21 protein-coding genes, 1 tRNA gene and 1 pseudogene are annotated in these 23,175 nt (G+C 72.0%); 8 read left to right on the forward strand and 15 right to left on the reverse strand.

Going from position 1 to position 23,175, the window contains the following annotated elements:
- Positions 1–35: 35 nt before the first annotated feature.
- Entirely contained in the window at positions 36–509 is a 474-nt protein-coding gene (gene bcp, locus AB0B76_RS22265; protein ID WP_360378118.1) for a thioredoxin-dependent thiol peroxidase, read from the forward strand.
- Between the two features lie 1,222 nt (positions 510–1,731).
- On the opposite strand, the gene AB0B76_RS22270 is transcribed toward bcp, so the two are convergent.
- From AB0B76_RS22270 to AB0B76_RS22300, 7 genes are all read right to left on the reverse strand, one after another.
- A complete protein-coding gene (locus AB0B76_RS22270; RefSeq protein WP_360378121.1) occupies positions 1,732–2,466 on the reverse strand; it encodes a hypothetical protein in 735 nt (244 codons plus the stop codon).
- A gap of 56 nt (positions 2,467–2,522) precedes the next feature.
- Positions 2,523–2,595, reverse strand: a tRNA-Leu gene (locus tag AB0B76_RS22275).
- Positions 2,596–2,616: 21 nt separating this feature from the next.
- Positions 2,617–3,456 carry a transglutaminase family protein gene (locus tag AB0B76_RS22280; RefSeq protein ID WP_360378124.1) on the reverse strand — a complete coding sequence of 280 codons (840 nt, stop codon included), beginning with the start codon at positions 3,454–3,456 and terminating at the stop codon, positions 2,617–2,619.
- Positions 3,453–4,400 carry an alpha-E domain-containing protein gene (locus AB0B76_RS22285; protein ID WP_360378127.1) on the reverse strand — a complete coding sequence of 316 codons (948 nt, stop codon included), beginning with the start codon at positions 4,398–4,400 and terminating at the stop codon, positions 3,453–3,455. Before AB0B76_RS22285 ends, AB0B76_RS22280 begins: the two co-directional genes overlap by 4 nt.
- A 12-nt stretch (positions 4,401–4,412) precedes the next feature.
- Positions 4,413–5,987 (reverse strand): circularly permuted type 2 ATP-grasp protein, encoded by a 1,575-nt coding sequence (locus tag AB0B76_RS22290; RefSeq protein WP_360378130.1) that lies wholly within the window; start codon positions 5,985–5,987, stop codon positions 4,413–4,415.
- 137 nt (positions 5,988–6,124) lie between these two features.
- Positions 6,125–6,661 (reverse strand): hypothetical protein, encoded by a 537-nt coding sequence (locus AB0B76_RS22295; RefSeq protein ID WP_360378133.1) that lies wholly within the window; start codon positions 6,659–6,661, stop codon positions 6,125–6,127.
- A gap of 241 nt (positions 6,662–6,902) precedes the next feature.
- Positions 6,903–7,703: an MOSC N-terminal beta barrel domain-containing protein gene (locus AB0B76_RS22300; RefSeq protein ID WP_360378135.1), complete on the reverse strand. Its 801-nt coding sequence runs from the start codon at positions 7,701–7,703 to the stop codon at positions 6,903–6,905.
- Between the two features lie 95 nt (positions 7,704–7,798).
- Between AB0B76_RS22300 and AB0B76_RS22305 the strand changes: the two genes are divergently transcribed.
- The 6 genes and pseudogenes from AB0B76_RS22305 (at position 7,799) to hutH (ending at position 15,861) form a co-directional block, all read left to right on the forward strand.
- A complete protein-coding gene (locus AB0B76_RS22305; RefSeq protein WP_360378137.1) occupies positions 7,799–8,662 on the forward strand; it encodes a MurR/RpiR family transcriptional regulator in 864 nt (287 codons plus the stop codon).
- A 9-nt stretch (positions 8,663–8,671) separates the two neighbouring features.
- A complete protein-coding gene (hutU, locus tag AB0B76_RS22310) occupies positions 8,672–10,354 on the forward strand; it encodes a urocanate hydratase (protein WP_360378571.1) in 1,683 nt (560 codons plus the stop codon).
- A complete protein-coding gene (locus tag AB0B76_RS22315) occupies positions 10,354–11,559 on the forward strand; it encodes an allantoate amidohydrolase (RefSeq protein WP_360378574.1) in 1,206 nt (401 codons plus the stop codon). Before hutU ends, AB0B76_RS22315 begins: the two co-directional genes overlap by 1 nt.
- Positions 11,556–12,872 (forward strand): annotated as a pseudogene (locus AB0B76_RS22320) (formimidoylglutamate deiminase); the annotation flags it as partial. The gene AB0B76_RS22315 and the pseudogene AB0B76_RS22320, both read left to right, overlap by 4 nt.
- 302 nt (positions 12,873–13,174) lie before the next feature.
- Positions 13,175–14,344: an imidazolonepropionase gene (gene hutI / locus AB0B76_RS22325; RefSeq protein ID WP_360378140.1), complete on the forward strand. Its 1,170-nt coding sequence runs from the start codon at positions 13,175–13,177 to the stop codon at positions 14,342–14,344.
- Positions 14,341–15,861, forward strand: coding sequence for a histidine ammonia-lyase (gene hutH / locus AB0B76_RS22330; RefSeq protein WP_360378143.1), 1,521 nt, complete (start codon positions 14,341–14,343; stop codon positions 15,859–15,861). The genes hutI and hutH overlap by 4 nt, the downstream gene beginning before the upstream one ends.
- A 92-nt stretch (positions 15,862–15,953) precedes the next feature.
- Here hutH and rdgB read toward each other — a convergent pair whose 3' ends face one another.
- The 6 genes from rdgB to AB0B76_RS22360 form a co-directional block, all read right to left on the reverse strand.
- Positions 15,954–16,553: an RdgB/HAM1 family non-canonical purine NTP pyrophosphatase gene (gene rdgB / locus AB0B76_RS22335; protein WP_360378146.1), complete on the reverse strand. Its 600-nt coding sequence runs from the start codon at positions 16,551–16,553 to the stop codon at positions 15,954–15,956.
- Positions 16,550–17,278: a ribonuclease PH gene (gene rph / locus AB0B76_RS22340; protein WP_360378149.1), complete on the reverse strand. Its 729-nt coding sequence runs from the start codon at positions 17,276–17,278 to the stop codon at positions 16,550–16,552. Before rph ends, rdgB begins: the two co-directional genes overlap by 4 nt.
- Before the next feature lie 34 nt (positions 17,279–17,312).
- Entirely contained in the window at positions 17,313–18,116 is an 804-nt protein-coding gene (locus AB0B76_RS22345; RefSeq protein WP_360378151.1) for an SGNH/GDSL hydrolase family protein, read from the reverse strand.
- Positions 18,113–19,255 (reverse strand): glycosyltransferase, encoded by a 1,143-nt coding sequence (locus AB0B76_RS22350; RefSeq protein WP_360378154.1) that lies wholly within the window; start codon positions 19,253–19,255, stop codon positions 18,113–18,115. The genes AB0B76_RS22345 and AB0B76_RS22350 overlap by 4 nt, the downstream gene beginning before the upstream one ends.
- Positions 19,256–19,319: 64 nt before the next feature.
- A complete protein-coding gene (locus tag AB0B76_RS22355) occupies positions 19,320–20,468 on the reverse strand; it encodes a glycosyltransferase family 1 protein (RefSeq protein ID WP_360378157.1) in 1,149 nt (382 codons plus the stop codon).
- Positions 20,469–20,535: 67 nt separating this feature from the next.
- The gene (locus tag AB0B76_RS22360; protein ID WP_360378159.1) at positions 20,536–21,288 is read right to left on the reverse strand and encodes an MBL fold metallo-hydrolase; all 753 of its coding nucleotides are present in this window, start codon (positions 21,286–21,288) and stop codon (positions 20,536–20,538) included.
- 262 nt (positions 21,289–21,550) lie between these two features.
- Between AB0B76_RS22360 and AB0B76_RS22365 the strand changes: the two genes are divergently transcribed.
- A complete protein-coding gene (locus AB0B76_RS22365) occupies positions 21,551–21,898 on the forward strand; it encodes a hypothetical protein (protein WP_360378162.1) in 348 nt (115 codons plus the stop codon).
- A gap of 6 nt (positions 21,899–21,904) precedes the next feature.
- Here the strand turns inward: AB0B76_RS22365 and AB0B76_RS22370 are convergent, their stop codons facing one another.
- Together AB0B76_RS22370 and AB0B76_RS22375 are read right to left on the reverse strand one after the other, a co-directional pair.
- The gene (locus AB0B76_RS22370; RefSeq protein ID WP_360378165.1) at positions 21,905–22,855 is read right to left on the reverse strand and encodes a cysteine synthase; all 951 of its coding nucleotides are present in this window, start codon (positions 22,853–22,855) and stop codon (positions 21,905–21,907) included.
- 3 nt (positions 22,856–22,858) lie between these two features.
- A complete protein-coding gene (locus tag AB0B76_RS22375) occupies positions 22,859–23,170 on the reverse strand; it encodes a MoaD family protein (protein WP_360378168.1) in 312 nt (103 codons plus the stop codon).
- Positions 23,171–23,175: the final 5 nt, after the last annotated feature.

The raw sequence follows: 23,175 nt of genomic DNA on the forward strand, positions 1-23,175 counted from the left end.
TCCATGTTTGTCGTACCCGGGGATAGAGTCTGGGCATGACGACGACGCGCCTGGAGCCGGGTGACACGGCCCCCGAGTTCACGCTACAGACCGACCGGGACGAGCCCCTGTCACTCGCCGACCTCCGCGGCCGAAAGGTCGTCCTCTACGCCTACCCGGCCGCGATGACCCCCGGCTGCACCAAGCAGGCGTGCGACTTCCGCGACAACATCGCCTCGCTCAAGGCGGCCGGCTACGAGGTAGTCGGCATCTCCCCCGACGCCCCCGCGAAGCTGGCCCAGTTCCGCGACCGCGACGCGATCACCTTCCCCCTGGTCTCCGACCCGGACCGCGCCGTCCTGCGCGCCTACGGCGCCTACGGCGAAAAGCAGAACTACGGCCGCACGGTCCTGGGCGTGATCCGCTCCACCTTCGTGATCGACGAGAAGGGCCAGATCGAGCGCGCGATGTACAACGTACGAGCCACCGGCCACGTGGCAAAGCTGCGCAAGGACCTTGGCCTCGACTGAGCCGCCCCGCTGACGGCCGGACGTCGGTGCAGCTCCTCGCACAGGCCCGGGTCCGCATTGGCCCAGGTTTCGCGCTGGCCGAGTTAGCGCTCGCCTCGGGTCCGGGCTGGTCCAGGTTTCGCGCTCGCCGAGTTAGCGCTCGCCCGAATCCGGGCTGGTCCCGGTTTCGCGCTGGCCGGGTCTGCGCTGGCCCAGGGTCCGCGCTCGCCGGATCCGCACGAGCCCCGAGTCCGCGCTGGCCCAGGTTTCGCGCTCGCCGGGTCCGCGCTGGCCCCGGGTCCGCGCTGGCCCTGCCGTGAGTCTCACATCAGTGCGAGCTCGCATTCGGCGCGACCTTCGCACCGTCGCGCACGCATGCCCCGACATCCACGCGCGACCGACCGTGGGAGCGACTCCGGCACGACTGCTCCGCCCGCGCAACGGCACCCATTTCGCACCGTCACTCACGCGGCCCCGACGGCACCCGATCCCGCGAACCTGCCGTCCCCGCGGGCACTCCACTCACGCCGCTCTTTCCCAAGTCTCGACGTCCTGCCGCGGACATGGTGAAGCCCGGCGGAGTATCCATCCACCGGGCTTCGGCGTGCCGCCCATTTGCGCACACCGGCGACGTTTGAAGAACGAAGATCAAGTTATGACGTCGCGCTCTTCGATTGAGCTATCGGCCCATGGAGAGGACCGAGCGGGAGTTGAACCCGCAACCTCGACGACTGGCGTCCCGTTCGTTTGATCCGGCGTTCGGCGGCGAATGCTCAGACTGGAGCGAGAAGTTGAGTTTGTGTTTCGGCTCCCGCGGCCGCCTCTGCCATTGGGCTACGCCGCCTCGAGTACTGGCGGCGGAAGGAATCGAACCTCCACCTTGACACCGCGCGCACCTGTCAAACTGAGCCTCAGGTTCAGCCTGCGCTCCTTGCGCACCCCAATCCTAAAGCCGCCACCCCAAAACGCGAAACCGCTTTCCACCGCCACCGCCACACGCAGGAGGTCGCGCACCTCATAGGCGGGACCCAGCCGCACACGTCTCCCGCCGGCACTGCGCACCCTCATGCCACGCCCGCGCGGGCCGCGCACCTCGGGTCGTCACGCGTTACGCAAACACGCCCCGCACCCTCGGACCGTCACGCATCACGCATATCGACCGCCCCCGCCGCCCGGGGCACACTTCAACCCATCCGACACCCGGCGCCGCGCATTCCTGCTCCAGCGCCGGGCACCGCCGCCGTCAGGCGCCGAACAGGTACCGGAAAACCTTCTCTCCGGCCTCCTGCCCCACAACCTCCACGCCGTTGGCCTCCTCGCGGGCGAACTTCACCGCGGCCTGCAGCCTCTCGACGCGCTCCACGAGCTCGTTCACGCGCTTGGCCGCCAGCGCGCCCGAGAACTTCACGGTCTTCCAATAGCCGATGACCACGTCCTCGTAGTAGACCTCGACCTGCGCCGGGTGCTTCTCCGTCGCCTCGGCCTTGACGTGGTTGCGCGGGATCTTCTTCGTGCGGGTGGTCTGCGTGGGCTCGGTCGCGTACGTGTCGGCGGAGGCGTCGTACACCCACGTCTCGGCGGCGTCGAGGATCGGCAGCTTGCGCACGAACGTGAGGAGGTCGGCGAGCTGCTTCTCCAGGAAGAGCAGGTACGACACCGGCACCTCGCGCAGCAGGACCTCCCCGTCGACCGACACGTCGGCGCGGGCGACGCAGTTCGTCCAGTCCTTGGTCGCGGTGACGTCGAACAGGCGGGTGAGGATCGTGGCCGTCTGGCGCAGGACCTCCTCGGCCTTGACCTGCACGCGCGTCGACTCGGGCGGGAGCTGCTCGCCCTCCTCGTCCTTCGGGCGGTATGTGCGCGAGATCCCGGCCAGCAGCGCCGGCTTCTGCAGGACGTGGTGGGCCTCGGTGAGGTCCTGGAACGAGCGGGACTTCACGCCCTTCTCGACCGCGATGATCTGATTCAGCTTCGTCATAATGCGGACGAGTGTACGAGTCCGTAAAGCACTTGCAGTACCCGATAAATCGGAAGTGGGGCCGGTGAGAGTCGAACTCACACTGGCACGGACCTAAACCGTGTGCCTCTGCCATTGGGCTACGGCCCCAGTAACAGAGAGACACAATACTCAAGCCAGTCGCGTGATCTCCACCGTGACGCCCAGGTGCTTGCTCGGCGCCCCGTGGTACACCCCACGCAGCGGCGGCACGTCGTCGTAGTCCCGGCCGCGGGCGACGACCACGTGCCGCGGACCGACCGGCACCCCGTTGGTGGGATCGAACCCGGTCCACTCCCCGGCCCACCATTCGACCCAGGCGTGGCTCTGCCCGGCGACCGTCTCGCCGACCTCGGCCTCGACCTTGGGGTGCAGGTACCCGGAGACGTACCGCGCGGGAATGCCCTTCGCCCGCAGCAGCCCCACGGTCAGGTGCGCGATGTCCTGGCAGACCCCCTTGCGCAGGTCCCATGTCTCCTGGGCGCTGGTCTGCACGCCGGTCGAGCCGGGGACGTACGCCACCTCATTGCGAACCCAATGGCACAGGGCCTCGGCCGCTTCCGCGGGGGACCCGGCGACGGCGGACCAGACGTCGGCGACGAGCTCCGGGGCGACCGTCGTGAGCCGCGAGTGCGCGAGGAACTCGGCGTAGGTGTCGTGCACGGCGCCCGTGCCGAGGTCGGCCCAGCCGAGACGGACGGCCGGGGCCGGGGGCGGCGACACCTCGACCAGGCTGCTGGAGACGACGCGCAGCTGCTGGTGCGGGCGGTGCAGGTCGAACGCGGTGACCTGGGTCGCCCAGTAGTCGTGGTACCGGTACGTGGTCGCGCCGGGTGTGACCTCGACCTGGCTGAACAGGGTCGTCTGCCACGGCAGCGTCAGCGGCGTGAGCCGGGCCTCGTTGTACGAGGCCGAGACCGGACCGGCGTACTTGTAACCGGTGACGTGGCGGATCTTCAGGCGCCAGTTCATGATCCACCCCAAGCGACGGTGCCCCACGTGACGGGCGTGGACTGCGGGAAGTACCGGGCGGTGATCGCCGCGCTCGCCGTCGCGCAGGTCAGCTGCAGCGCGTGCAGGTGCTGCGGGAGCTCGGCCAGCAGCGTGGTCGTGTCGGCGTACTCCAGCCGCGTCCGGATCTGCCCGATGGGCCGGCGCGCGGCGTCGGTCACGCCGGCGCGCTCGATCGTGGGCGCAAGATCGATAAGACATTGTTCGGCGGTACCCAGGGCATGCAGGGCGGATCGCGGAAACAGACGGTCCAGAAGCAGGAACTCGGTGACCCGCTGCGGGTCGAACGTGCCGCCGTGCGTGCGCAGGAACGCCTCGTCGGCGCCGCAGGAGCGCAGCACCGTGCGCCACCCGGTCACCTCGTCGGGCGTGTTGGTCTGGATCGACAGCAGCCGTGCGGTCATGTCGACCCGTTCCAGGCTGCGCCCGAGCACCAGGAACCGCCAGCCGTCGTCGCGGCTCATCGTCGACTCGGCGAGGCCCGCGAGCACGGCCGACCGCTCACGTACGTAACTCAGGAACACCGTCGGCCCGAGCCGCTCGGCCGCGCCCCGCCGCGACGCGAGCGTGTGCCACGTGACGTTGAGGCACTCCCACATCTCGCTGGAGATCGTCTCGCGTACGCCCCGCGCGTTGTCGCGGGCGGCCACGATCGCGCCGGAGATCGCGCTGGGGTCCTCGGCGTCGAAGGCCAGCAGCTCCAGCACGTCGCCGGTGGTGAGCCGGCGGTCCTGCGGGGCGGGCGCGCCGAGGATCGACATGAGCGTGCGGCAGGCCGCGTCCTCGTCGGCCCACAGGTCCTCGAGCAGCCGGCCGAGGAAAGCGTCGAGGATGCGCGCGGTGTCGTCGGCACGCTCGACGTACCGGCCGATCCAGAACAGCGACTCCGCGATACGACTGAGCATCAGCCCTCCTCCCTACTGCTGCTGTCCGGCCATCTGCGCGGCCGCCGGGCCGCTGTCCCGCGGGCCGCTCTCGGCCCGGACGGCACCGCTGTCACGCTCGGCCCCGGCCTGGGCCCGCGGCGCCGGCGCGGGATCGCCCGGATCCGCCAGCACCCAGGTGTCCTTGGAGCCGCCGCCCTGGCTGGAGTTGACCACCAGCGCGCCCTCGGGCAGCGCGACGCGGGTCAGGCCGCCGGGCAGCAGCCAGATCTCGTTGCCGTCGTTGACCGCGAACGGGCGCAGGTCGATGTGGCGCGGCGCGACCCGGTCGCCGAGCAGCGTCGGCGACGTGGACAGCGCGACCGGCCGCTGGGCGATCCAGCCCCGGGGGTCCCGCTCGACCGTCCGGCGCAGCGTGGCCAGGGTCTCCGCGGAGGCCTGCGGGCCGATCACGATGCCCTTGCCCCCGGCCCCGTCGACCGGCTTCAGCACGAGCTGGTCGAGCCGGTCGAGCACGTCGTGGAGCACTTCGGGCTCGCGGTCGTCCAGCCGGTACGTCTCCACGTTGTCGATCAGCGGCTCCTCCGACAGGTAGTAGCGGATCAGGTTCGGCACGTACGTGTACACCAGCTTGTCGTCGGCGACCCCGTTGCCCACGGCGTTGGCCAGCGTGACCTGCCCGGCCCGCGCGGCGTTGACGATCCCCGGGCAGCCGATGACCGAGTCGGGCCGGAAGTGCAGCGGGTCGATGAAGTCGTCGTCGACCCGGCGGTACACGACGTGCACCGGCCGCTCCCCCTGCGTCGTGCGCATCCGGACCCGGTTGCCGCTGCACACCAGGTCACGCCCCTCGACGAGCTCGACGCCCATGAGCCGCGCGAGCAGCGCATGCTCGAAGTACGCGGCGTTGTACACCCCCGGCGTCAGCACGACGACGGTCGGATCGTCGACCCCTTCGGGCGCGGCGGCCCGCAGCGCCGCGAGCAGCCGCGCCGGGTAGTCGTCGACGGGCCGCACCCGAGCATCGGCGAACAGCGCCGGCATCGTGTGCGCGAGGGCGCGCCGGTTCTCGATGACGTACGACACCCCGGACGGAATCCGCAGATTGTCCTCCAGCACGCGGAAACGCCCCTGCTCGTCCCGCACCAGGTCCACGCCGCTGATGTGTACGCGCACCCCGTTGGGGGGCTCGATCCCGTACGCCTGCCGGTGGAAGTGCGCGCTGCTGGTGATCAGTTTCCGCGGTACCACTCCATCGGCGAACACCCGCCCGGCCCCGTAGATGTCGGCCAGGAAAGCCTCGAGCGCCTTGACCCGCTGCCGCACCCCGGCGGTCAGCAGGTCCCACTCGGCGGCGTCGAGAATGCGCGGAATCAGATCGAGCGGAAAGGGCCGCTCCTCCCCCGCGTACGCGAAGGTGACCCCGCGATCGGTGAAGACCCGAGCCAGCTGATCGGCCCGAAACCGCAGGTCGGACGGGGCCAACGGCTGAAGCGCGGCAAACAGCGAACGATAGGGAGACCGCGGCAGTCCGGGGCGTTCGAACATCTCGTCCCAAGCTTCGAACATGCCCCCGGACATCGAGTACTCATCGAAGATGTCCGCCATGGAGGGAGCCTAGGCAGGAACCGTTTCGCTCACATTACCGATGTGTTTTGGCCACCGATCTTGCCCTAGCCCGACTCCAGCCGAGCCGACGCCAACAACAAACCTCAATACCTCTTCCCGACGATCCCCGGATGCCGTCACCACACCTCGGGCGGCGGTCCGCACTCCTGGACGGCCTCGGCCAGCGCCGTCAAGGACCGCACCACCGCATTCGCCCTCCCCGCCGTGCAGCACCTTCCGCGGTTCCCGAATCCGCTCCACCCCGATCGCATGCCCCCCGCCCGCTGCGTGGCCGACATCGCCGAGAAGGTCGCGCACACCACCGCCGTGTCCTGGGCGCGAACCCCGATCGCCTCGAACACCGGCGCCAGCGTCCGGACCGCCGGGTTACGCATCGCGAACCCGCGCCCCAACGCCGGCCCGACGAGGCTGCGCATCCCGAGCCGATGCAGGTACCGCCCAACCGCCGACTCACTGTGCGGCGCATACACGGCGACCGACCGCCCAGTCGCCCGGCACGCTTCGAGCAACTCGGCCGATCCGGCGGTCACGGGCACCCAGTCCGCCGCGTCCACCTCCGCGTCGTGAATCAGCTGCTCGGCCCGGCGCCCCACCTCCTCCGACACCTCGCGCAGCCGCCGATCTCCTCCCAAGAGACCTGCCTCGGCCGCCATCGCTCGAACCGCGTTCGTCAAAGACCTCCGCGGCCCCGCCGCCCGCCGTCACTCGCGCCGAAGTTCGTCAAGGCCCTACGCGGCCTGACCGTCGCTGCCATCGCTCGCGCTCGAACGCGTCAACGACCTCCACGGCCCGACCACCCGGCCGGCGCTCGCGCCAGAATCCCCAGAGGCCCGTGCTGCCCGACCTGCCCGACCCGACCGGCCGGCGCCCGCCCACCGCTCGCGCCCGACGTCCTCAGGCGACGGTGACCTCGTCGCCAACCGCGACCTTGCCCCGCACGTCCGGGATGAGGTTGACGCCGAACATCAGCCCGTCCGGGAACCGCCGGTGCTTGGCCAGGATTCGCAGCGGCTGCTTGCCCTTCTCGCCGGTCTCGGGGTCGATGGTGGTCAGCACGCATCGGTCGCACGACTTCGGCACACGGAAGGCGACATCGCCGATGACGATCCGGCGGCCGATCCAGTCGTCCTCCGCCCAGGCCGGGGCGCCGGAGACGACGACGTTGGGCCGGAACCGGGTCATCGTGATCGGCTCGTCGCCGTCCTCGACCAGCCAGTCGTTGACCGCGTGCAGCGAGGACTCGTTGGCCAGCAGCAGCGGAAAGCCGTCGGCGAAGCTGACGCGATCGTCCGGGGTGCCGTACCCGGCGTCCAGCGCCCGCCGGGTCGGATCGTCGAGGTGGAACAGGCGCGCCGGCCGCCCGATCACCTGCGACACCCAGTGGTTCGCGACGTCCCCCGCGGACGTCGCGGCGATCCACTGGTGGAAGTGCCTGATGTCGGTCGTCTCGGCCGACGGGTACGGAACCTCGACCGGCGCCGCGCCCTCTGCCTCGAGCACCAGGCCCCGGTCGTTGTACCGCGGCCGCACCCGACCCATTGCCGGCCACTCCCGCTGGGTGATCAGCTTGGCCGCCTCGTCGACGACGATCCACCGGCGATCGCCCGCAAGACCCCAGGGCTCCACCTCCGCGATGCCTGCCTCGACGCGGTAACAGCTCTTGATCGGGTAGGTAGCTAGGTAGCTCAGGCGCACGTTCTGAGAGTCGCATGGACGTCCCCCTTTCCGCCAACATTCTGAATGATCCCATGCACTTGACGCAACCCTGAAAGTCGACTTACAGTCAGCCCATGACCTCAACACCGCGCCAGCGGATACTCGACCTCTTCGATGGACAGCGACTCACGCCCGTCCAGCGGCGCATCGCGCGCATCCTGGTCGAGCACGCCGGGCGGGCCGGTTACCTGTCCAGCGGCGACCTGGCGACCCTCGCGGGCGTCAGCCAGCCGTCGGTGACCCGGTTCGCGACGGCGCTGGGGTTCGAGGGCTATCCCGCGCTGCGCGACGAATTGCGCGTGACCATCGACGGCTACCGGCACGGCCCGTCCACAGTGGACGACCCGGATGAGACCGCCCCGGTCAGCCAGTTCGAGCAGGCGCTCGGTGACGAGATCGCCAACCTCCAACGGCTCTCCGACACTCTCAAAGACCCCGGGCCGCTGACTGAGGCGGGCCGGTTGCTGATGGCGAGCCGGCCGCTGCCGGTCCTCGGGCTGCGGGCGGCCGCAGCCCTCGCGGGCGCCTTCGCCTACTTCGCGGCCAAGGTTCATCCGGACGTAAGGCTGGTGCAAGAGCAGGGCAGTCTGCTCGCGGATCGCCTGGAACAGGCACGCGCGGCCGGTGCAGTTGCGATGCTGGCGTTTGTGCTGCCCCGATATCCACGCGAGGCGGTCGACGCGCTACGCGAGGCACGGGCCGCGGGGCTTCGTGTCGTCACCGTGACGGACTCGCCGGTCAGCCCGGCGGCCGCCGAGTCCGACGTGGTGCTGCCCGCGCCGGTCGGCTCCCGGCTCGTGTTCGACATGCACACCGCGCCGATGGCCATGGTGACGATCCTGCTCCAGGCGATGTGCGACTCGGCACCGGCCGAAACTCAGGAGCGGCTCGAGGCGTTCGAGCGCTCCGCCGCCACCCGTCAGGTATTCCTGCCCTAACCGAGGAGAATCATGGAAACAGTCCGTGCCCCTCGGGGCACCCAGTTGACGGCGCGAGGTTGGCAACAGGAAGCCGCCCTGCGCATGCTCATGAACAACCTCGACCCCGACGTCGCGGAACGTCCGCAGGACCTGGTGGTGTACGGCGGTACCGGCAAGGCCGCACGCGACTGGCCGTCCTACCGCGCACTGGTCCGCACCCTGACGACCCTCGGGCCGGACGAGACGATGCTGGTGCAGTCCGGCCGCCCCATCGGGGTGCTGCAGACGCACGAGTGGGCGCCCCGGGTGCTGATCGCCAACTCCAACCTGGTCGGCGACTGGGCCAACTGGCCGGAGTTCCGGCGGCTGGAGGCGCTCGGCCTGACGATGTACGGGCAGATGACCGCCGGGTCGTGGATCTACATCGGCACGCAGGGCATCCTGCAGGGCACCTACGAGACGTTCGCGGCGGTGGCCGAGAAGCGGTTCGGGGGGTCGCTGGCCGGCACGCTCACGATCACCGCGGGGTGCGGCGGGATGGGCGGCGCGCAGCCGCTCGCGGTCACCATGAACGGCGGCGCCTGCCTGATCATCGACGTCGACCGGGCCCGGCTGGAGCGGCGGGTCGCCACCCGCTACCTCGACGTCGTCGCCGACTCGCTGGAGGACGGGGTCCGGCTCGCCGTCGAGGCGCAGACGGCGCGCAGGCCGCTGTCGGTCGGGGTCGTGGGCAACGCGGCGCTGCTGCTGCCCGAGCTGCTGCGGATGGGCGTCGCGGCCGACATCGTGACCGACCAGACCTCGGCGCACGACCCACTGTCCTACGTGCCGAGCGGTGTCGCGCCCGAGGACGCGGCCGACTACGCGGCGAAGAAGCCCGAGGAGTTCACGGAGCGGGCCCGCGAATCGATGGCCCGGCACGTGGAGGCGATGGTCGGCTTCCTGGACCGCGGCGCCGAGGTGTTCGACTACGGCAACTCGATCCGGGGCGAGGCCCAGCTGGGCGGATTCGACCGGGCGTTCGCGTTCCCGGGGTTTGTCCCGGCGTACATCCGCCCGCTCTTCTGTGAGGGCAAGGGCCCCTTCCGGTGGGCCGCACTGTCGGGCAACCCCGCCGACATCGCCGCCACCGACCGGGCGATCCTCGACCTCTTCCCGGAGAACGCGTCGCTGCACCGCTGGATCACGATGGCCCGGGAGCGGGTCGCGTTCCAGGGGCTGCCGGCGCGGATCTGCTGGCTCGGGCAGGGCGAGCGCGACCGGGCCGGGCTGCGGTTCAACGAGATGGTCGCCGACGGCACCCTGGAGGCGCCGCTCGTGATCGGGCGCGACCACCTCGACACCGGATCAGTCGCCTCGCCCTACCGCGAGACTGAGGCGATGCGCGACGGATCCGACGCGATCGCGGACTGGCCGCTGCTCAACGCGCTGGTCAACACGGCGTCGGGCGCCTCGTGGGTGTCGATCCACCACGGCGGCGGCGTCGGGATCGGACGGTCGATCCACGCCGGGCAGGTGTCGGTCGCCGACGGCACCGCGCTGGCGGCGCAGAAACTGGCGCGGGTGCTCAGCAACGACCCGGCGATGGGCGTGCTGCGGCACGTGGACGCCGGGTACGAGGACGCGGCGGAGGTGGCCGGGGCGAACGGGCTGCGGGTGCCGATGCGGGAGGCGCCGGCCGACGGCGCAGAGGCCGGTGAGCGGGCATGATGAGCGCCGAGCGGTTCGCCGCGCTGTGGGAGTCGCTGAGCCCCGTCGGCCGGGTCGGTGAGGACGGTGGGTACGTCCGGCACTCGTGGACCGACACCGACCTGGTGTGCCGGGAGTGGTTCATCGAGGAGGCGCTGGACCGCGACCTCGAGGTGGAGATCGACCGCAACGGCAACCTGTGGGCCTGGTGGGGCGAGCCGGAGCAGGAGGGCGCCATCGTCACCGGCAGCCACCTCGACTCCGTTCCGCACGGCGGGGCCTACGACGGGCCGCTGGGCGTCGTGTCCGGGCTGCTGGCCATCGACCGGCTCCGCGAGCGGGGCGTGAAACCGGTGCGGCCGGTGGCGGTCGCGGTGTTCACCGAGGAGGAGGGTGCCCGGTTCGGGGTACCGTGCCTCGGATCACGGCTGATGACCGGCGCGTTCGACCCAGCGAAGGCGCTCCGGCTGCGCGACCGTGAGGGTGCCTCGCTCGCCGACGCGATCGGGCGGGCCGGGCTCGACCCGGACCGGCTCGGGCCCGATCCGGAGCGGCTCGCGCGCATCGGGGCGTTCGTCGAGCTCCACGTCGAGCAGGGGCGGGCCCTCGACCACCTGAACGCGCCGATCGGCGTGGCGAGCGCGATCTGGCCGCACGGGCGATACCGGTTCGACTTCACCGGCGAGGGCAACCACGCCGGCACGACGCGCATGTCGGACCGGCACGATCCGATGCTGACGCTCGCGTATACGGTGCTGGCGACCGACGAGGTCGCCCGGATCCACGGTGCGCACGCGACCGTCGGGCGGGTCGACGTCGCACCGAACGCCACCAACGCCATCGCCGCCCGCGCCTCCGCCTGGCTGGACGCCCGGGCCGCGGACGGCGAGACGCTGCAGAAGCTCGTCGAGTCGATCCACCACCGCTCCGAGGAACGGGCGCGGCGCGACGGCACGCACGTCACGATGACCGCGGAGTCGGTCACGGGCGAGGTCGGGTTCGCCGGTGACGTCAGCCGGCTCGCCGCCCTCGAGCTGCAGGCGCCCGTGCTGCCGACCGGCGCCGGGCACGACGCGGGCGTGCTGTCCGCCCACGTCGACACGGCCATGCTGTTCGTGCGGAACCCGACCGGCATCTCCCACGCGCCGCAGGAGTCGGCCTCCGACGCCGACTGCGCCGTCGGGGTGGAGAAGCTCACCGACCTCTTGGCCCGGCTATGTCAATGACGCGGTACCACTGCCAACACGCCTGGCTGCCGTCCGGCGTCGCCGACGACGTGCTCGTCGAGATCGCCGGTGGGCGGTTCGTCGCGGTACGGGCGCAGACGCCGGTCGACGCGCCCGAGGCGGCCGGGGCGGTCCGGCTGGCGGGGCTCACGCTGCCGGGCCTGGCCAACGCGCACTCCCACGCGTTCCACCGGGCGCTGCGGGGGCGGACGCAGCGGGGCCGGGGCACCTTCTGGACCTGGCGCGAGCAGATGTACGCGGTGGCGGGCGCGCTCGACCCGGACTCGTACCACGCGCTGGCGGTCGCCGTGTACGCCGAGATGGCGCTGGCCGGCATCACCTGCGTCGGCGAGTTCCACTACCTGCATCACGGGCCGGGCGGAGTCAGGTACGCGGACCCGAACGCTATGGGCGAGGCACTCATCGCCGCGGCGGCCGATGCGGGGATCAGGATCACGCTGCTCGACACGCTGTACCTGACCGCGGGGGTCGATGGGCGAGCGTTGGAAGGGGTACAACTCCGGTTCGGGGATGGGTCGATCGATGCCTGGTCGAACCGGCTGGATCGGCTGCGGCCGCGGCCTCATGCGCGGATCGGGGCGGCGGCGCACAGCGTGCGGGCGGTGCCGGCCGAGGTGCTGGCGGCGTTCGCGTCGCGCACCGACGGTCTGCCGACGCACGTGCACCTCTCGGAGCAGCGCGCGGAGAACGAGGCCTGCCTGGCGGTTCACGGCCGGACGCCGACGGAGTTGCTCGCCGATAACGGGCTGCTCAGCGCGCGGTTGACGGCGGTGCACGCCACGCACCTGTCGGACACGGACCGGACGGAGCTCGGGGACAACGGCACCGGGGTGTGCTTCTGCCCGACGACCGAACGGGATCTCGCCGACGGCATCGGGCACGCACGGGCGCTGGTCGACGCGGGCAGCCCGCTGAGCCTGGGCAGCGACAGCCACGCGGTGATCGACCTGTTCGAGGAGGCACGCGGCGTCGAGATGCACGAGCGGCTCCACACCGAGCACCGCGGGCACTTCACGGGCGCCGAGCTCATCACCGCGGCCACGGTGGCCGGGCACGCGGCGCTCGGCTGGATGCACGCCGGTTCCATCGCCGTCGGTGGGCGGGCGGACCTGGTCACGGTGGCGCTCGACACGGCCCGGACGGCGGGCTGCGACCCGGCGGCGATCGGGTTCGCGGCGACGGCGGCGGACGTGCGGCACGTGGTGGTCGACGGGCGGGTCGTCGTGCGCGACGGGGTTCACGCCGGCGTCCCCGATGTGGGGGCTGCCCTGACCAGTGCGCTCGGAGAGGTCGCGAAGGAAGGCCGGTCCGGCGGTGGAGGACGGCCGGACCCGAGCACCGGGCCAGGGAGCGTGGCGGGCGGCAGCGAGACAGGCAGCGCGACGGCCGGCGGCGACGGATTGAGCGACGCACCGAGGGCCGATGGACCGGAAAACGTGGCGGGCATCGGCGACGGGTCTCGAAACGGCACGAGCGGTGACGGGGCGCGGAATGTGGCGGGCAATGGCGGGGACGCGGCCGTCGGGGAGAGTGGCGTTGGAGTTGGCGTTTGGCGTGAAGGTGTTGACGATGGCGGGCGCATCGGGGCGGCGCTATGAGGTCGCTGCTGGTCACCAACGTCGGGGAGCTCGTCACGGGCGATCCGAACTGGGGTGAGGGGCCGCTCGGGATTCGGCGCAACGCGGCGCTCGTCATTGACGATCGGCGGGTCGAGTGGATCGGGCGGGCCGGCGATGCGCCCGCGGCCGATGTGCGGCTCGACGCCGACGGGGCGGCGGTGCTGCCGGGGTTCGTGGACAGTCACTCGCACCTGGTGTTCGGGGGCGATCGGGCGGCGGAGTTCGCGGCGCGGATGGCGGGGCAGCCGTACACGGGTGGGGGGATCCGGACGACCGTCGGCGCCACTCGGGCCGCCGATGACGAGCAGTTGCGGGCCAACGTGGCGCGGCTGCGGAACGAGGCGCTGCGGCAGGGTACGACGACGATGGAGATCAAGTCCGGGTACGGGCTGAGCGTCGCCGATGAGGCTCGGTCGCTGCGGATCGCGCGGGAGTTCAGCAGCGAGACGACGTTTCTCGGGGCGCATGTGGTGCCGGCGGAGTACGCGGATCGGACGGACGACTACGTGAGCCTCGTGTGCGGGCCGATGCTGAGCGCGGCACGCGGGGCCGGGGCGCGGTGGATCGACGTGTTCTGCGAGCGGGGGGCGTTCGACGCGGATCATTCGCGGGCGATCCTGACCGTCGGCGCGGACGCGGGGATGGGTGTGCGGGTGCACGCCAACCAGCTGACGGCGGGGCCCGGGGTACAGCTGGCGGTTGAGCTCAATGCCGCTTCGGCGGATCACTGCACGCATCTGTCCGCGGCGGACATCGCGGCGCTCGCCGGGTCGGGCACGGTCGCGACGCTGTTGCCGGGGGCGGAGTTCTCGACGCGGTCGCCGTATCCGCCGGCGCGGGCGCTGCTCGATGCGGGGGCGACCGTTGCGCTGGCGACGGACTGCAATCCGGGGTCGTCGTACACCACGTCGATGCCGTTCTGCATCGCGCTCGCCGTGCGCGAGATGGCGATGACGCCGGCCGAGGCCGTACTCGCGGCTACGCGGGGCGGGGCGGCGGCGTTGCGCCGGGAAGACATCGGGCGGCTGACGCACGGGGCGCGCGGCGACCTCGTCGTGCTGGACGCCCCCTCGTACGTGCACCTGGCCTACCGGCCCGGGGTGCCGCTGATGAATAACGTCGTGCTCAATGGGGAGCTGGTTTGATCACCATCACCGCCTCTGGCATCAGCCCTGACGACCTGATCGCGGTCGCCCGGGCCAACGCGCGGGTGGCCCTCGCGCCGGACGCGCTCGACGCCATGCGCGCGAGCCGGTCCATCGTGGACGCGATCGAGCGGGACGGGCGCCCGGTGTACGGGGTGTCGACCGGGTTCGGGGCGCTCGCGAACACGTTCATCGCGCCGGAGCGGCGGGCGGAGCTGCAGCACGCGCTGATCCGGTCGCATGCGGCGGGCGTCGGGCCGCCGGTGTCGCGGGAGGTCGTACGCGCGATGATGCTGCTGCGAATCCGCTCGCTGGCCATGGGGCGCTCCGGGGTGCGGCCCGAGGTCGCGCAGGCGCTCGTGGAGCTGCTGAACTCGGACATCACGCCGTGGGTGCCCGAGCACGGGTCGCTCGGCGCGTCCGGCGACCTGGCGCCGCTGGCCCACTGCGCGCTGGTGCTGATCGGCGAGGGGTGGGTGCTGGCGAAGGACGGTACGCGGGTCAGTGCGCTCGACGCGGGAGTGTCGCCGATCGAGCTGTCGTCGAAGGAGGGGCTCGCCCTCATCAACGGCACCGACGGCATGCTCGGCATGCTGCTCATGGCCATCGAGGACGCGCGGCACCTGTTCACGATGGCGGACGTGACGGCGGCGCTGTCGATCGAGGCGATGCTCGGGTCGGACCGGCCGTTCATGCCGGAGCTGCACACGATCCGGCCGCATCCGGGGCAGGCGGCCTCGGCGGCGAACATCCACCGGCTGCTGCAGGGCTCGCCGATCATGGACTCGCACCGGGACGACCTGGTGCATGCGGTGCAGGACGCGTACTCGATGCGGTGCGCGCCGCAGGTGGCCGGGGCGGCGCGGGACACGCTGGACTTCGCGGCGGCGGTCGCCGGGCGGGAGCTGCGGTCGATCGTGGACAACCCGGTGGTGCTCACCGACGGGCGGGTCGAGTCGACGGGCAACTTCCACGGGGCGCCGCTCGGGTTCGCGGCGGACTTCCTCGCGATCGCGGCGGCCGAGGTCGGGGCGATCGCCGAGCGGCGGGTCGACCGTCTGCTGGACGTCACCCGGTCGCGGGACCTGCCGCCGTTCCTGGCCCCGGACGCGGGGGTGAACTCGGGGCTGATGATCGCGCAGTACACCGCGGCGGGGATCGTCGCGGAGAACCGGCGGCTGGCGGCGCCCGCGAGCGTGGACTCGCTGCCCACGTCGGGCATGCAGGAGGACCACGTGTCGATGGGGTGGGCGGCGACGCGGAAGCTTCGGACGGTGCTGGACAACCTGTGCAGCATCCTCGCGGTCGAACTGATCTCGGGGGTGCGCGGGATTCAGCTCCGGGAGCCGCTGCAGCCCTCGCCGGCGGGGACCCTCGCGGTGGAGATCGTGGAGCGGTTCGCGGGACGGCCGGGGCCGGATGTGTTCCTCGCGCCGGTGATGGAGGCGGCTCGGGGAGTGGTGTGGTCGCGGGACCTCCGGAGGGAGATCGAGCGGGTGGCGGGATCGCTGGCCTGACCAAAAGCAAGGGGGCAGACCAGCCAAGGACTCGAACGGCGGCCGACCAAGGTGCGGGCGGCCGCCGGGAGCTGAAACGAAAGGCTGCCGTGTTACAGGGCCGCGGCCAGGGCTCGGAAGGCCTTGCCGCGGTGGCTGATGGCGTCCTTCTCGTCCGGGGTCAGTTCGGCCGTCGTGCGGGTGTGGCCGTCGGCTACAAAAATCGGGTCGTAGCCGAAGCCGCCGTCGCCGCGGGGGGCTCGGATCAAGTGGCCTCGCATCTCGCCTCGGAAGACCTGTTCGCGGCCGTCCGGGTGGACGAGGGCGGCGGAGCAGACGAAGGCCGCGCCCAGGTGCTCGTCGGGCACGTCGGCGATCTGGGCCAGGACCAGGCGCAGGTTGGCGCCGTCGCGGTCCGGCGCGCCGCCCGGCAGGCCGGACCAGCGGGCCGAGAACACGCCGGGCATGCCGTTGAGGGCGTCCACGGCCAGGCCCGAGTCGTCGGCGATGCTGGGCAGGCCGGTGTACTGGACCGCCTCGCGGGCCTTCAGGAGGGCGTTCTCCTCGAACGTCAGGCCGGTCTCGGGGGCCTCCGGGTAGGTGTCGACGTCGTCCAGGCCCAGGAGCTCGATGTGCGGCGCCGAGGAATCCAGGACCCGGCGGAGCTCCACGAGCTTCTTCTTGTTGCGGGTCGCCAGGAGGAGGTTCGTCATCCGGCCAGGGCCTTCTGCTGCAGCGCGGTCAGGTCGGCGCAGCCGCGGGCACCCAGGTCGACCAGGGTGTCGAGCTCGGCGCGGGTGAAGATGCCCTGCTCGCCGGTGCCCTGGACCTCCACGAACTCGCCGGCGCCGGTGCAGACGACGTTCATGTCCACGTCCGCCACCACGTCCTCCTCGTAGCAGAGGTCGAGGCGCGGGTCGCCGGCGATGATGCCCACGCTCACGGCCGCCACCGAGCGGTGCAGGACGTCCGCGGGCTTGCCGGCCAGTTTGCGCTGGGCGGCGAGCCAGCCGACCGCGTCGTGGAGGGCCACGTAGGCGCCGGTGATGGCGGCGGTGCGGGTGCCGCCGTCGGCCTGCAGGACGTCGCAGTCGAGGACGATCGAGTTCTCGCCCAGGGCCTTGAGGTCGATGCAGGCGCGCAGGCTGCGGCCGATCAGGCGGGAGATCTCGTGGGTACGGCCGCCGATCTTGCCCTTCACGCTCTCCCGGTCGCTGCGGGTCGTGGTGGCGCGCGGGAGCATCGCGTACTCGGCGGTCAGCCAGCCCAGGCCGGAGCCCTTGCGCCAGCGGGGCACGCCCTCCGTGACGCTGGCGGTGCACAGCACGCGGGTGGCGCCGAACTCGATGAGCACGGACCCCTCCGGGTGCGTGCTCCACTGGCGGGTGATCGATACGGGACGAAGTTGGTCGTGGACGCGTCCATCGGGTCGAGCCATGAGAACCACCCTAGACAAGGGGCGGCGCACGAGGTCAGGCGACCTTGCCCGGGACCATGTCCAGGTCCGCGGCGGGCGAGCCGTGCCGCCACTCCGACCAGGCGAGCCGGAACAGGCCCGGCAGGAGGTCGGTCGAGCGGCGGATCACCCAGTGGGTGCCGGCCGTCGAGATCCACAGGGCCTGGGCCAGCGGCGACGGCGGCGGGCTGCTCGGCTCGGGCGACGGGCGGGCGGGGCCCGGGCCGTCCGTGCGGAGGGTCTTGACGACGCCGCGCTGGTCGAGGAGGTCGAAGTACGAGCAGGCCAGGAAGCGGTGCCCGCGCTCGCTCGGGTGGAGGCGATCGACACTCCACATGCGGCGGTCGTACGAGTCCGGGTTGCCGGCCGCGTCGAAATGGATGGTGTCGTACCGTGCGGCAATGCGGTCGGCCGCCTCATTGATCTCGGCCATGCGGCGGGCGAGCGGGCGGGCCAGCGGGCCGGGCAGGCCGAACATGCGTCCGGGGTCGGGCAGGCGGATCGTGAGCACCTCGGAGCCGGCCCCGCGCAGGGCGGCGACGGTGCGCTCGAGGTGGCCCGCGAAGCGGACGCCGTCGAACGGGTCCCGCAGCGTGTCGTTGGTGCCGATGAGCACGGCCGCGAGGGTCGGGCGCACCGCGAGCGCGCGCGGGAGCTGGTCGCGCTCGAGGTCGGCGGCCCGGGCGCCGCTGAGCGAGAAGTTGTGGAGACGTACACCCAGGGCGGAGGCGAAGATCGGCGCCCAGCCGCGCCACTTCCCCTTGACCCGGTCGCCGAAGCCGGCGGTCGTCGAATCACCCAGAGCCGCAAAGACAGTCACGGAGCCACCCCCGACAGGACCAGCGAGTGGTGTACCGCGAGGAAGCCGGCGACCGCGGCCGGCCAGGAGAACTGCTCCGCCCGGGCGCGCGCCTCGGCGCGTCGGGCGGCGGCGGGTCGTTCGAGCACCCGCAGTACACCGGAAGCAAAATCGTTCGTGACGGCGACGCCGGCGGCGCCGATCACCTCGGGCAGCGCGGATGCCGCGTCGACGACGACGGGCGTACCGCACGCGAGCGCCTCCAGGGCGGCGAGCCCGAACGTCTCGATGGGGCCGGGCGCGATCACGACGTCGGCGGTCGCGAGCAGCGACGCGACGGCGGTGCGCTCGGCCACGAACTCCATGAAGTGCACCTCGTGCCCGCGGGCCTGCTCCTGGAGCCGGGCGCGCAGGGGGCCGTCGCCGGCCACCACGAGTACCGCATCGATGCCCCGCTTCCGCAGCGCCACCAGGGCGTCGACGGAGCGCTCGGGCCGTTTCTCGGAGGAGAGCCGGCCGCAGTGCACGAGCAGGACCTGGTCCGGCCGGGCGTAGCGGGCGCGCAGCGTGTCGTCGTAGCGCGACGGGTTGAACAGCTCCAGGTCGACGCCGAGCGGCACCTGGGCGAGGTTGCCGGCCCCGATGCGGCGGAACTCGTTGGCGGCCCAGCCGGTCGTGCACACGATGCGGTCGTACGAGCGGAAGCTGCGCGCGTTGAGCAGGTTCGCCCACGGGTTGCCGAGCGGGCCGGCGAAGGTGAGCAGGCCGGCGAGGCTCTCGTGGGACACCATCACGGCGGGGATGCCGCGCTCCCGGGCCCAGCGGCCGGTCCAGCGCAGCGTGAAGCGGTCGGAGACCTCGAGCCGGTCGGGCGCGAGGTCGGCGAGGAGCTTGACCAGGCGGCGGCGGGCCAGCAGGACGCGGTACCCGCCGGTACCGGGCACGACCGGGCCGGGAATCGTGATCACGCGGCCCTGCTTGGTCATCTCGTCGGAGTACTCGGCCCCGGGGACGATGAGGATCGGCTCGTGGCCCGCGGCGAGGTACCCCTCCCCGAGGGCGTGCAGGGCCGTGCGCAGCCCGCCGGAGCGCGGCATGACGAAGTTCGCCAGCCGTACTATTCGCGCACTCACGCCGGTGCCTCCGCTGCGCTCCGGCATCGACGCGAGGCACAACGCACCCTGCTGTTCCGATGAGCGGCCCCTCCGCTCCGCTCCGGACCGCTCATGCCGGAATGGGCACAGACCGGGCGGCGACGCCTCCCGAGTGCACGTCCACGTAGTGCTTGATCAGCTCGTCCCCGACCGCGGCCCAGGTGCGCGACGCCACCGCCACGCGCGCGGCGACGCCCATAGCCAGGCGCCGCTCGTCGTCGTTCACCAGCGAGGTCACCGCCGCGACGAGCGCCGGGGCGTCGCCGGGCGGCACCAGGAAGCCGGTGCGGCCGTCGTCGACGAGGTCCAGCGGGCCGCCCTGGGCCGGCGCGACCACGGGCACCCCGCTCGCGAGGGCCTCCTGGATGGTCTGCCCGAAGGTCTCGAACGGCCCGGTGTGCACGAACAGGTCGAGGCTGGCGAAGATCCGGGCCAGCTGGTCGCCGCGCCGCTCGCCGAGGAACACCGCGTCGGGCATCGCCCGCTCGAGGTTCGCCCGGGCGGGGCCGTCGCCGACCACGACCACGCGGACGCCCGGGATGCGGCTGACCGGCGCGAGGAGGTCGACGCGCTTCTCGACGGCGAGCCGGCCGACGTACCCGACGATCACCTGCCCCTCGGCGGCCACCGCGCGGCGCAGGGCCGCGGAGCGGTGCCCGGGGTCGAAGCGGGCCGCGTCGACCCCGCGGCGCCAGAGCCAGACGCGCTCGATGGCGTGGCTGTGCAGGGCCGTGGCGGCGGCGGTGGAAGGCGCCAGGGTCCGGTCGGCGGCGTTGTGGATGTGCCGCAGCCAGCGCCAGGCGGCCTGCTCGCCGAGGTTCGACTTGTAGTACAGGCGGGCGTAGGCGGGGACGTCCGTCTGGTAGACGGCCACCGTGGGCAGGCCCAGCGACGCCGCGACCGTCATGCCGCGGGCGCCGAGCACGAACGGGCTGGCCAGGTGGACGAGGTCGGTGCGGTGCGCCCTCAGCGCGGCGGCCAGGCGGCGGCTGGGCAGCCCCAGCCGGAAGCTCCCATAGCCCGGCGTCGCGACGGAGGGCACGCGGATGATCTGGTACGGGAACGAGCCGGTGACCGAGCGCGCCGCTGACGACGGCTGCGGTGCGATCACGAGCGGCTCGTGGCCACGCGCGACGAGGTGTTCGGCGACCCGGACGACGGAGTGGGCGACGCCGTTCACATCGGGCGGGAACGATTCGGTGACGATCGCGATCCGCATGCCATGACCATGAGGGCGTCGTCCATGCATGCGGCCACCATTTGTTGGCCAGACGGCAAACGGGGTCCTAAATGTCGTACCTGGCCCCAGGCCGGACCACGTCGATCGGGCCAGAGAAGGCGCTCGATGCGGCCTCCACCGTCAGCGCCTCGCTCCCCCAGGCCGGGACCAGGTGCGTGAGCAGCAGCCGGCCGACGCCCGCCTTGGTGGCGTGCTCGGCCGCCTCCCGGCCGGTCAGGTGCAGGTCGGGCGGGTTGTCCACCCCGTCGAGGTAGCTCGCCTCGCACAGGAACGCGTCGGCCCCCTGGGCCAGGCGGATCAGCGCCTCGCACGGGGCGGTGTCGGCCGAGTACGCGAGCACCTTGCCGTCGTGCTCGAGGCGCACGCCGTACGTCTCGATGGGGTGGTTGACGCGGTCCACGGTCACCGACAGCGGCCCGATCGGGAAGCTGCCGGGCTGCAGGGCGTAGAAGGTGTACACGTCGCCGATCGACATCGGCTCGTTCTCCCCCCCGTAGGCCGCGGTGATCCGCTCGGGGGCGTTCACGGGCGCGTAGACCGGCAGGGGCGGGAACGGGCCGGCCGGGGCGTAGCGGCGGGCCACGACGTACGAGCAGGCGTCCAGCATGTGGTCGCAGTGCAGGTGCGACAGCAGGATGGCGTCGACGGCGTAGAGGCTGCCGTAGCGCTGCAGCGCCGACATGGAGCCCGGGCCGAAGTCCATCAGCAGACGGAAGCCGTCCGCCTCGACCAGGTAGGCGGAGCAGGGCGCCTCCGGCCCCGGGAAGCTGCCGGCGCAGCCGAGAACCGTGAGCCTCATGATGCTGCCCTCAACCCGCCGTCTCCCGTCTTCGAACGAACTGTGGATCGCATTGCTAGGAACGGTCAGGGTGAGGATAGATCCAATCCACGAACCCGCCGGTATAAGGCCCGGCTTGGCCCGTTCACGCTGCGCAGCCTACGCCGGACTGACAGCCGAGGCCGAAAGATCCGGGGGCGGATGTCGCCAACGTGACAGGGTCGCGTCACGGTCAACTGCCTCGCTCGTTGCACGCGGTGAGGCGGTAACAGAGGAGGCGACTGTGTCGGTTGACATGTCCCGAGCCAAGTGGCTGCGCCGGCAGCTCCCCGACGCGTTCCGCCTGCCCACCGAGGCCGACCCGCGCCCGGACAACCGGCAGATCGCCGCGGTGTGCGCCTGGGCGGCCGCGCTCGGCCTGGGGGGCATGGCGGTGGCCCTGCGGGCCTTCGTGGGCCTGATCGCGCAGTACCGCGTCTGGTACGGCCCCGTCGTCGTCACCATCGGCCTGCTCGGTCTGGCGTGCACCATCGCCGCGTTCGCGAGCGTGCACCGGCGCAGGCTCCCCTACGCGCTGCTGGGCGCGGCGTCGGTGAGCCTGCTGCTCGGCTGGGTCGTGACCGGGCTGTAGGGCTGTCTACGCCCAGAGCTGGCCGTCGAGGGCGCTCTCGGCCTCGGCCAGCGTGCCCCCGTGGGCGCCGGTCGAGAGGTACTTCCACCCGCCGTCGGCCACCAGGAACACCACGTCGGCCCGCCGGCCGGCCTTGAGCGCCTGGTGGGCCACCGCGAGCGCGGCGTGCAGCACGGCGCCGGTGGAGAAGCCCACGAACATGCCCTCGACCTCGACCAGCTGCCGGGTGCGCAGCACGGAGTCCTGGGTGCCCACGGAGAAGCGGCGGGTCAGGACCGACGCGTCGTACAGCTCCGGCACGTAGCCCTCGTCGAGGTTGCGCAGCCCGTAGACGAGCTCGCCGTAGCGGGGCTCGGCCGCGATGATCTCGATGTCCTCGACCTTCTCGCGCAGGTACCGCCCCACGCCCATGAGCGTGCCGGTGGTGCCCAGGCCGGCCACGAAGTGGGTGATGGTGGGCAGGTCGCGCAGGATCTCCGGGCCGGTCGTCTCGTAGTGCGCACGGGCGTTGGCCTCGTTGCCGTACTGGTACAGCATCACCCAGTCCGGATGCTCGGCCGCGATCTCCTTCGCCACGGCGACGGCGCGGTTGGAGCCGCCCGCCGCCGGCGACGTGATGATCTCCGCGCCGTACATCCGCAGCAGGGTGGTGCGCTCGGACGAGACGTTCTCCGGCATCACGCACACCAGGCGGTACCCGCGCAGCTTCGCCACCATCGCCAGCGCGATGCCGGTGTTGCCGCTGGTCGGCTCGATGATCGTGTCGCCGGGGCGGAGGCGGCCGGACTCCTCGGCCGCCTTCACCATCCACAGCGCCACGCGGTCCTTGACGCTCCCCGTCGGGTTGCGGTCCTCGAGCTTGGCCCAGAGCCGCACGTCGGCGCTCGGCGAGAGCCGGGGCAGTCCGACGAGCGGCGTGTTGCCGCACGCGTCGAGCAGGGACTCGTAGCGCGCCACGGATCAGCCGCGCAGGGCGTGAGCGGCGGCGAACGCGAACGCCCCACCCGCGACCGCGGGCAGGATCGTCACCGAGTCGCCGTCGTTGAGCTTCGCGTCGAGCGCGCCGAGGAAGCGGACGTCCTCGTCGTTGATGTACACGTTGACGAACCGGTGCAGGCCGCCCTCGCCCGTGATCAGGCGGTCCTTGATGCCCGCGTGGCGCGAGTCGATGTCGGTGAGCAGGTCGGCGATGGTGTCCCCGGCGCCCTCGACGGTCTTGGCGCCGCCGGTGTAGCTGCGCAGGATGGTGGGAATACGGACCTCGATAGCCATTTCTT

This window comes from Dactylosporangium sp. NPDC049140 (genome assembly GCF_040648435.1).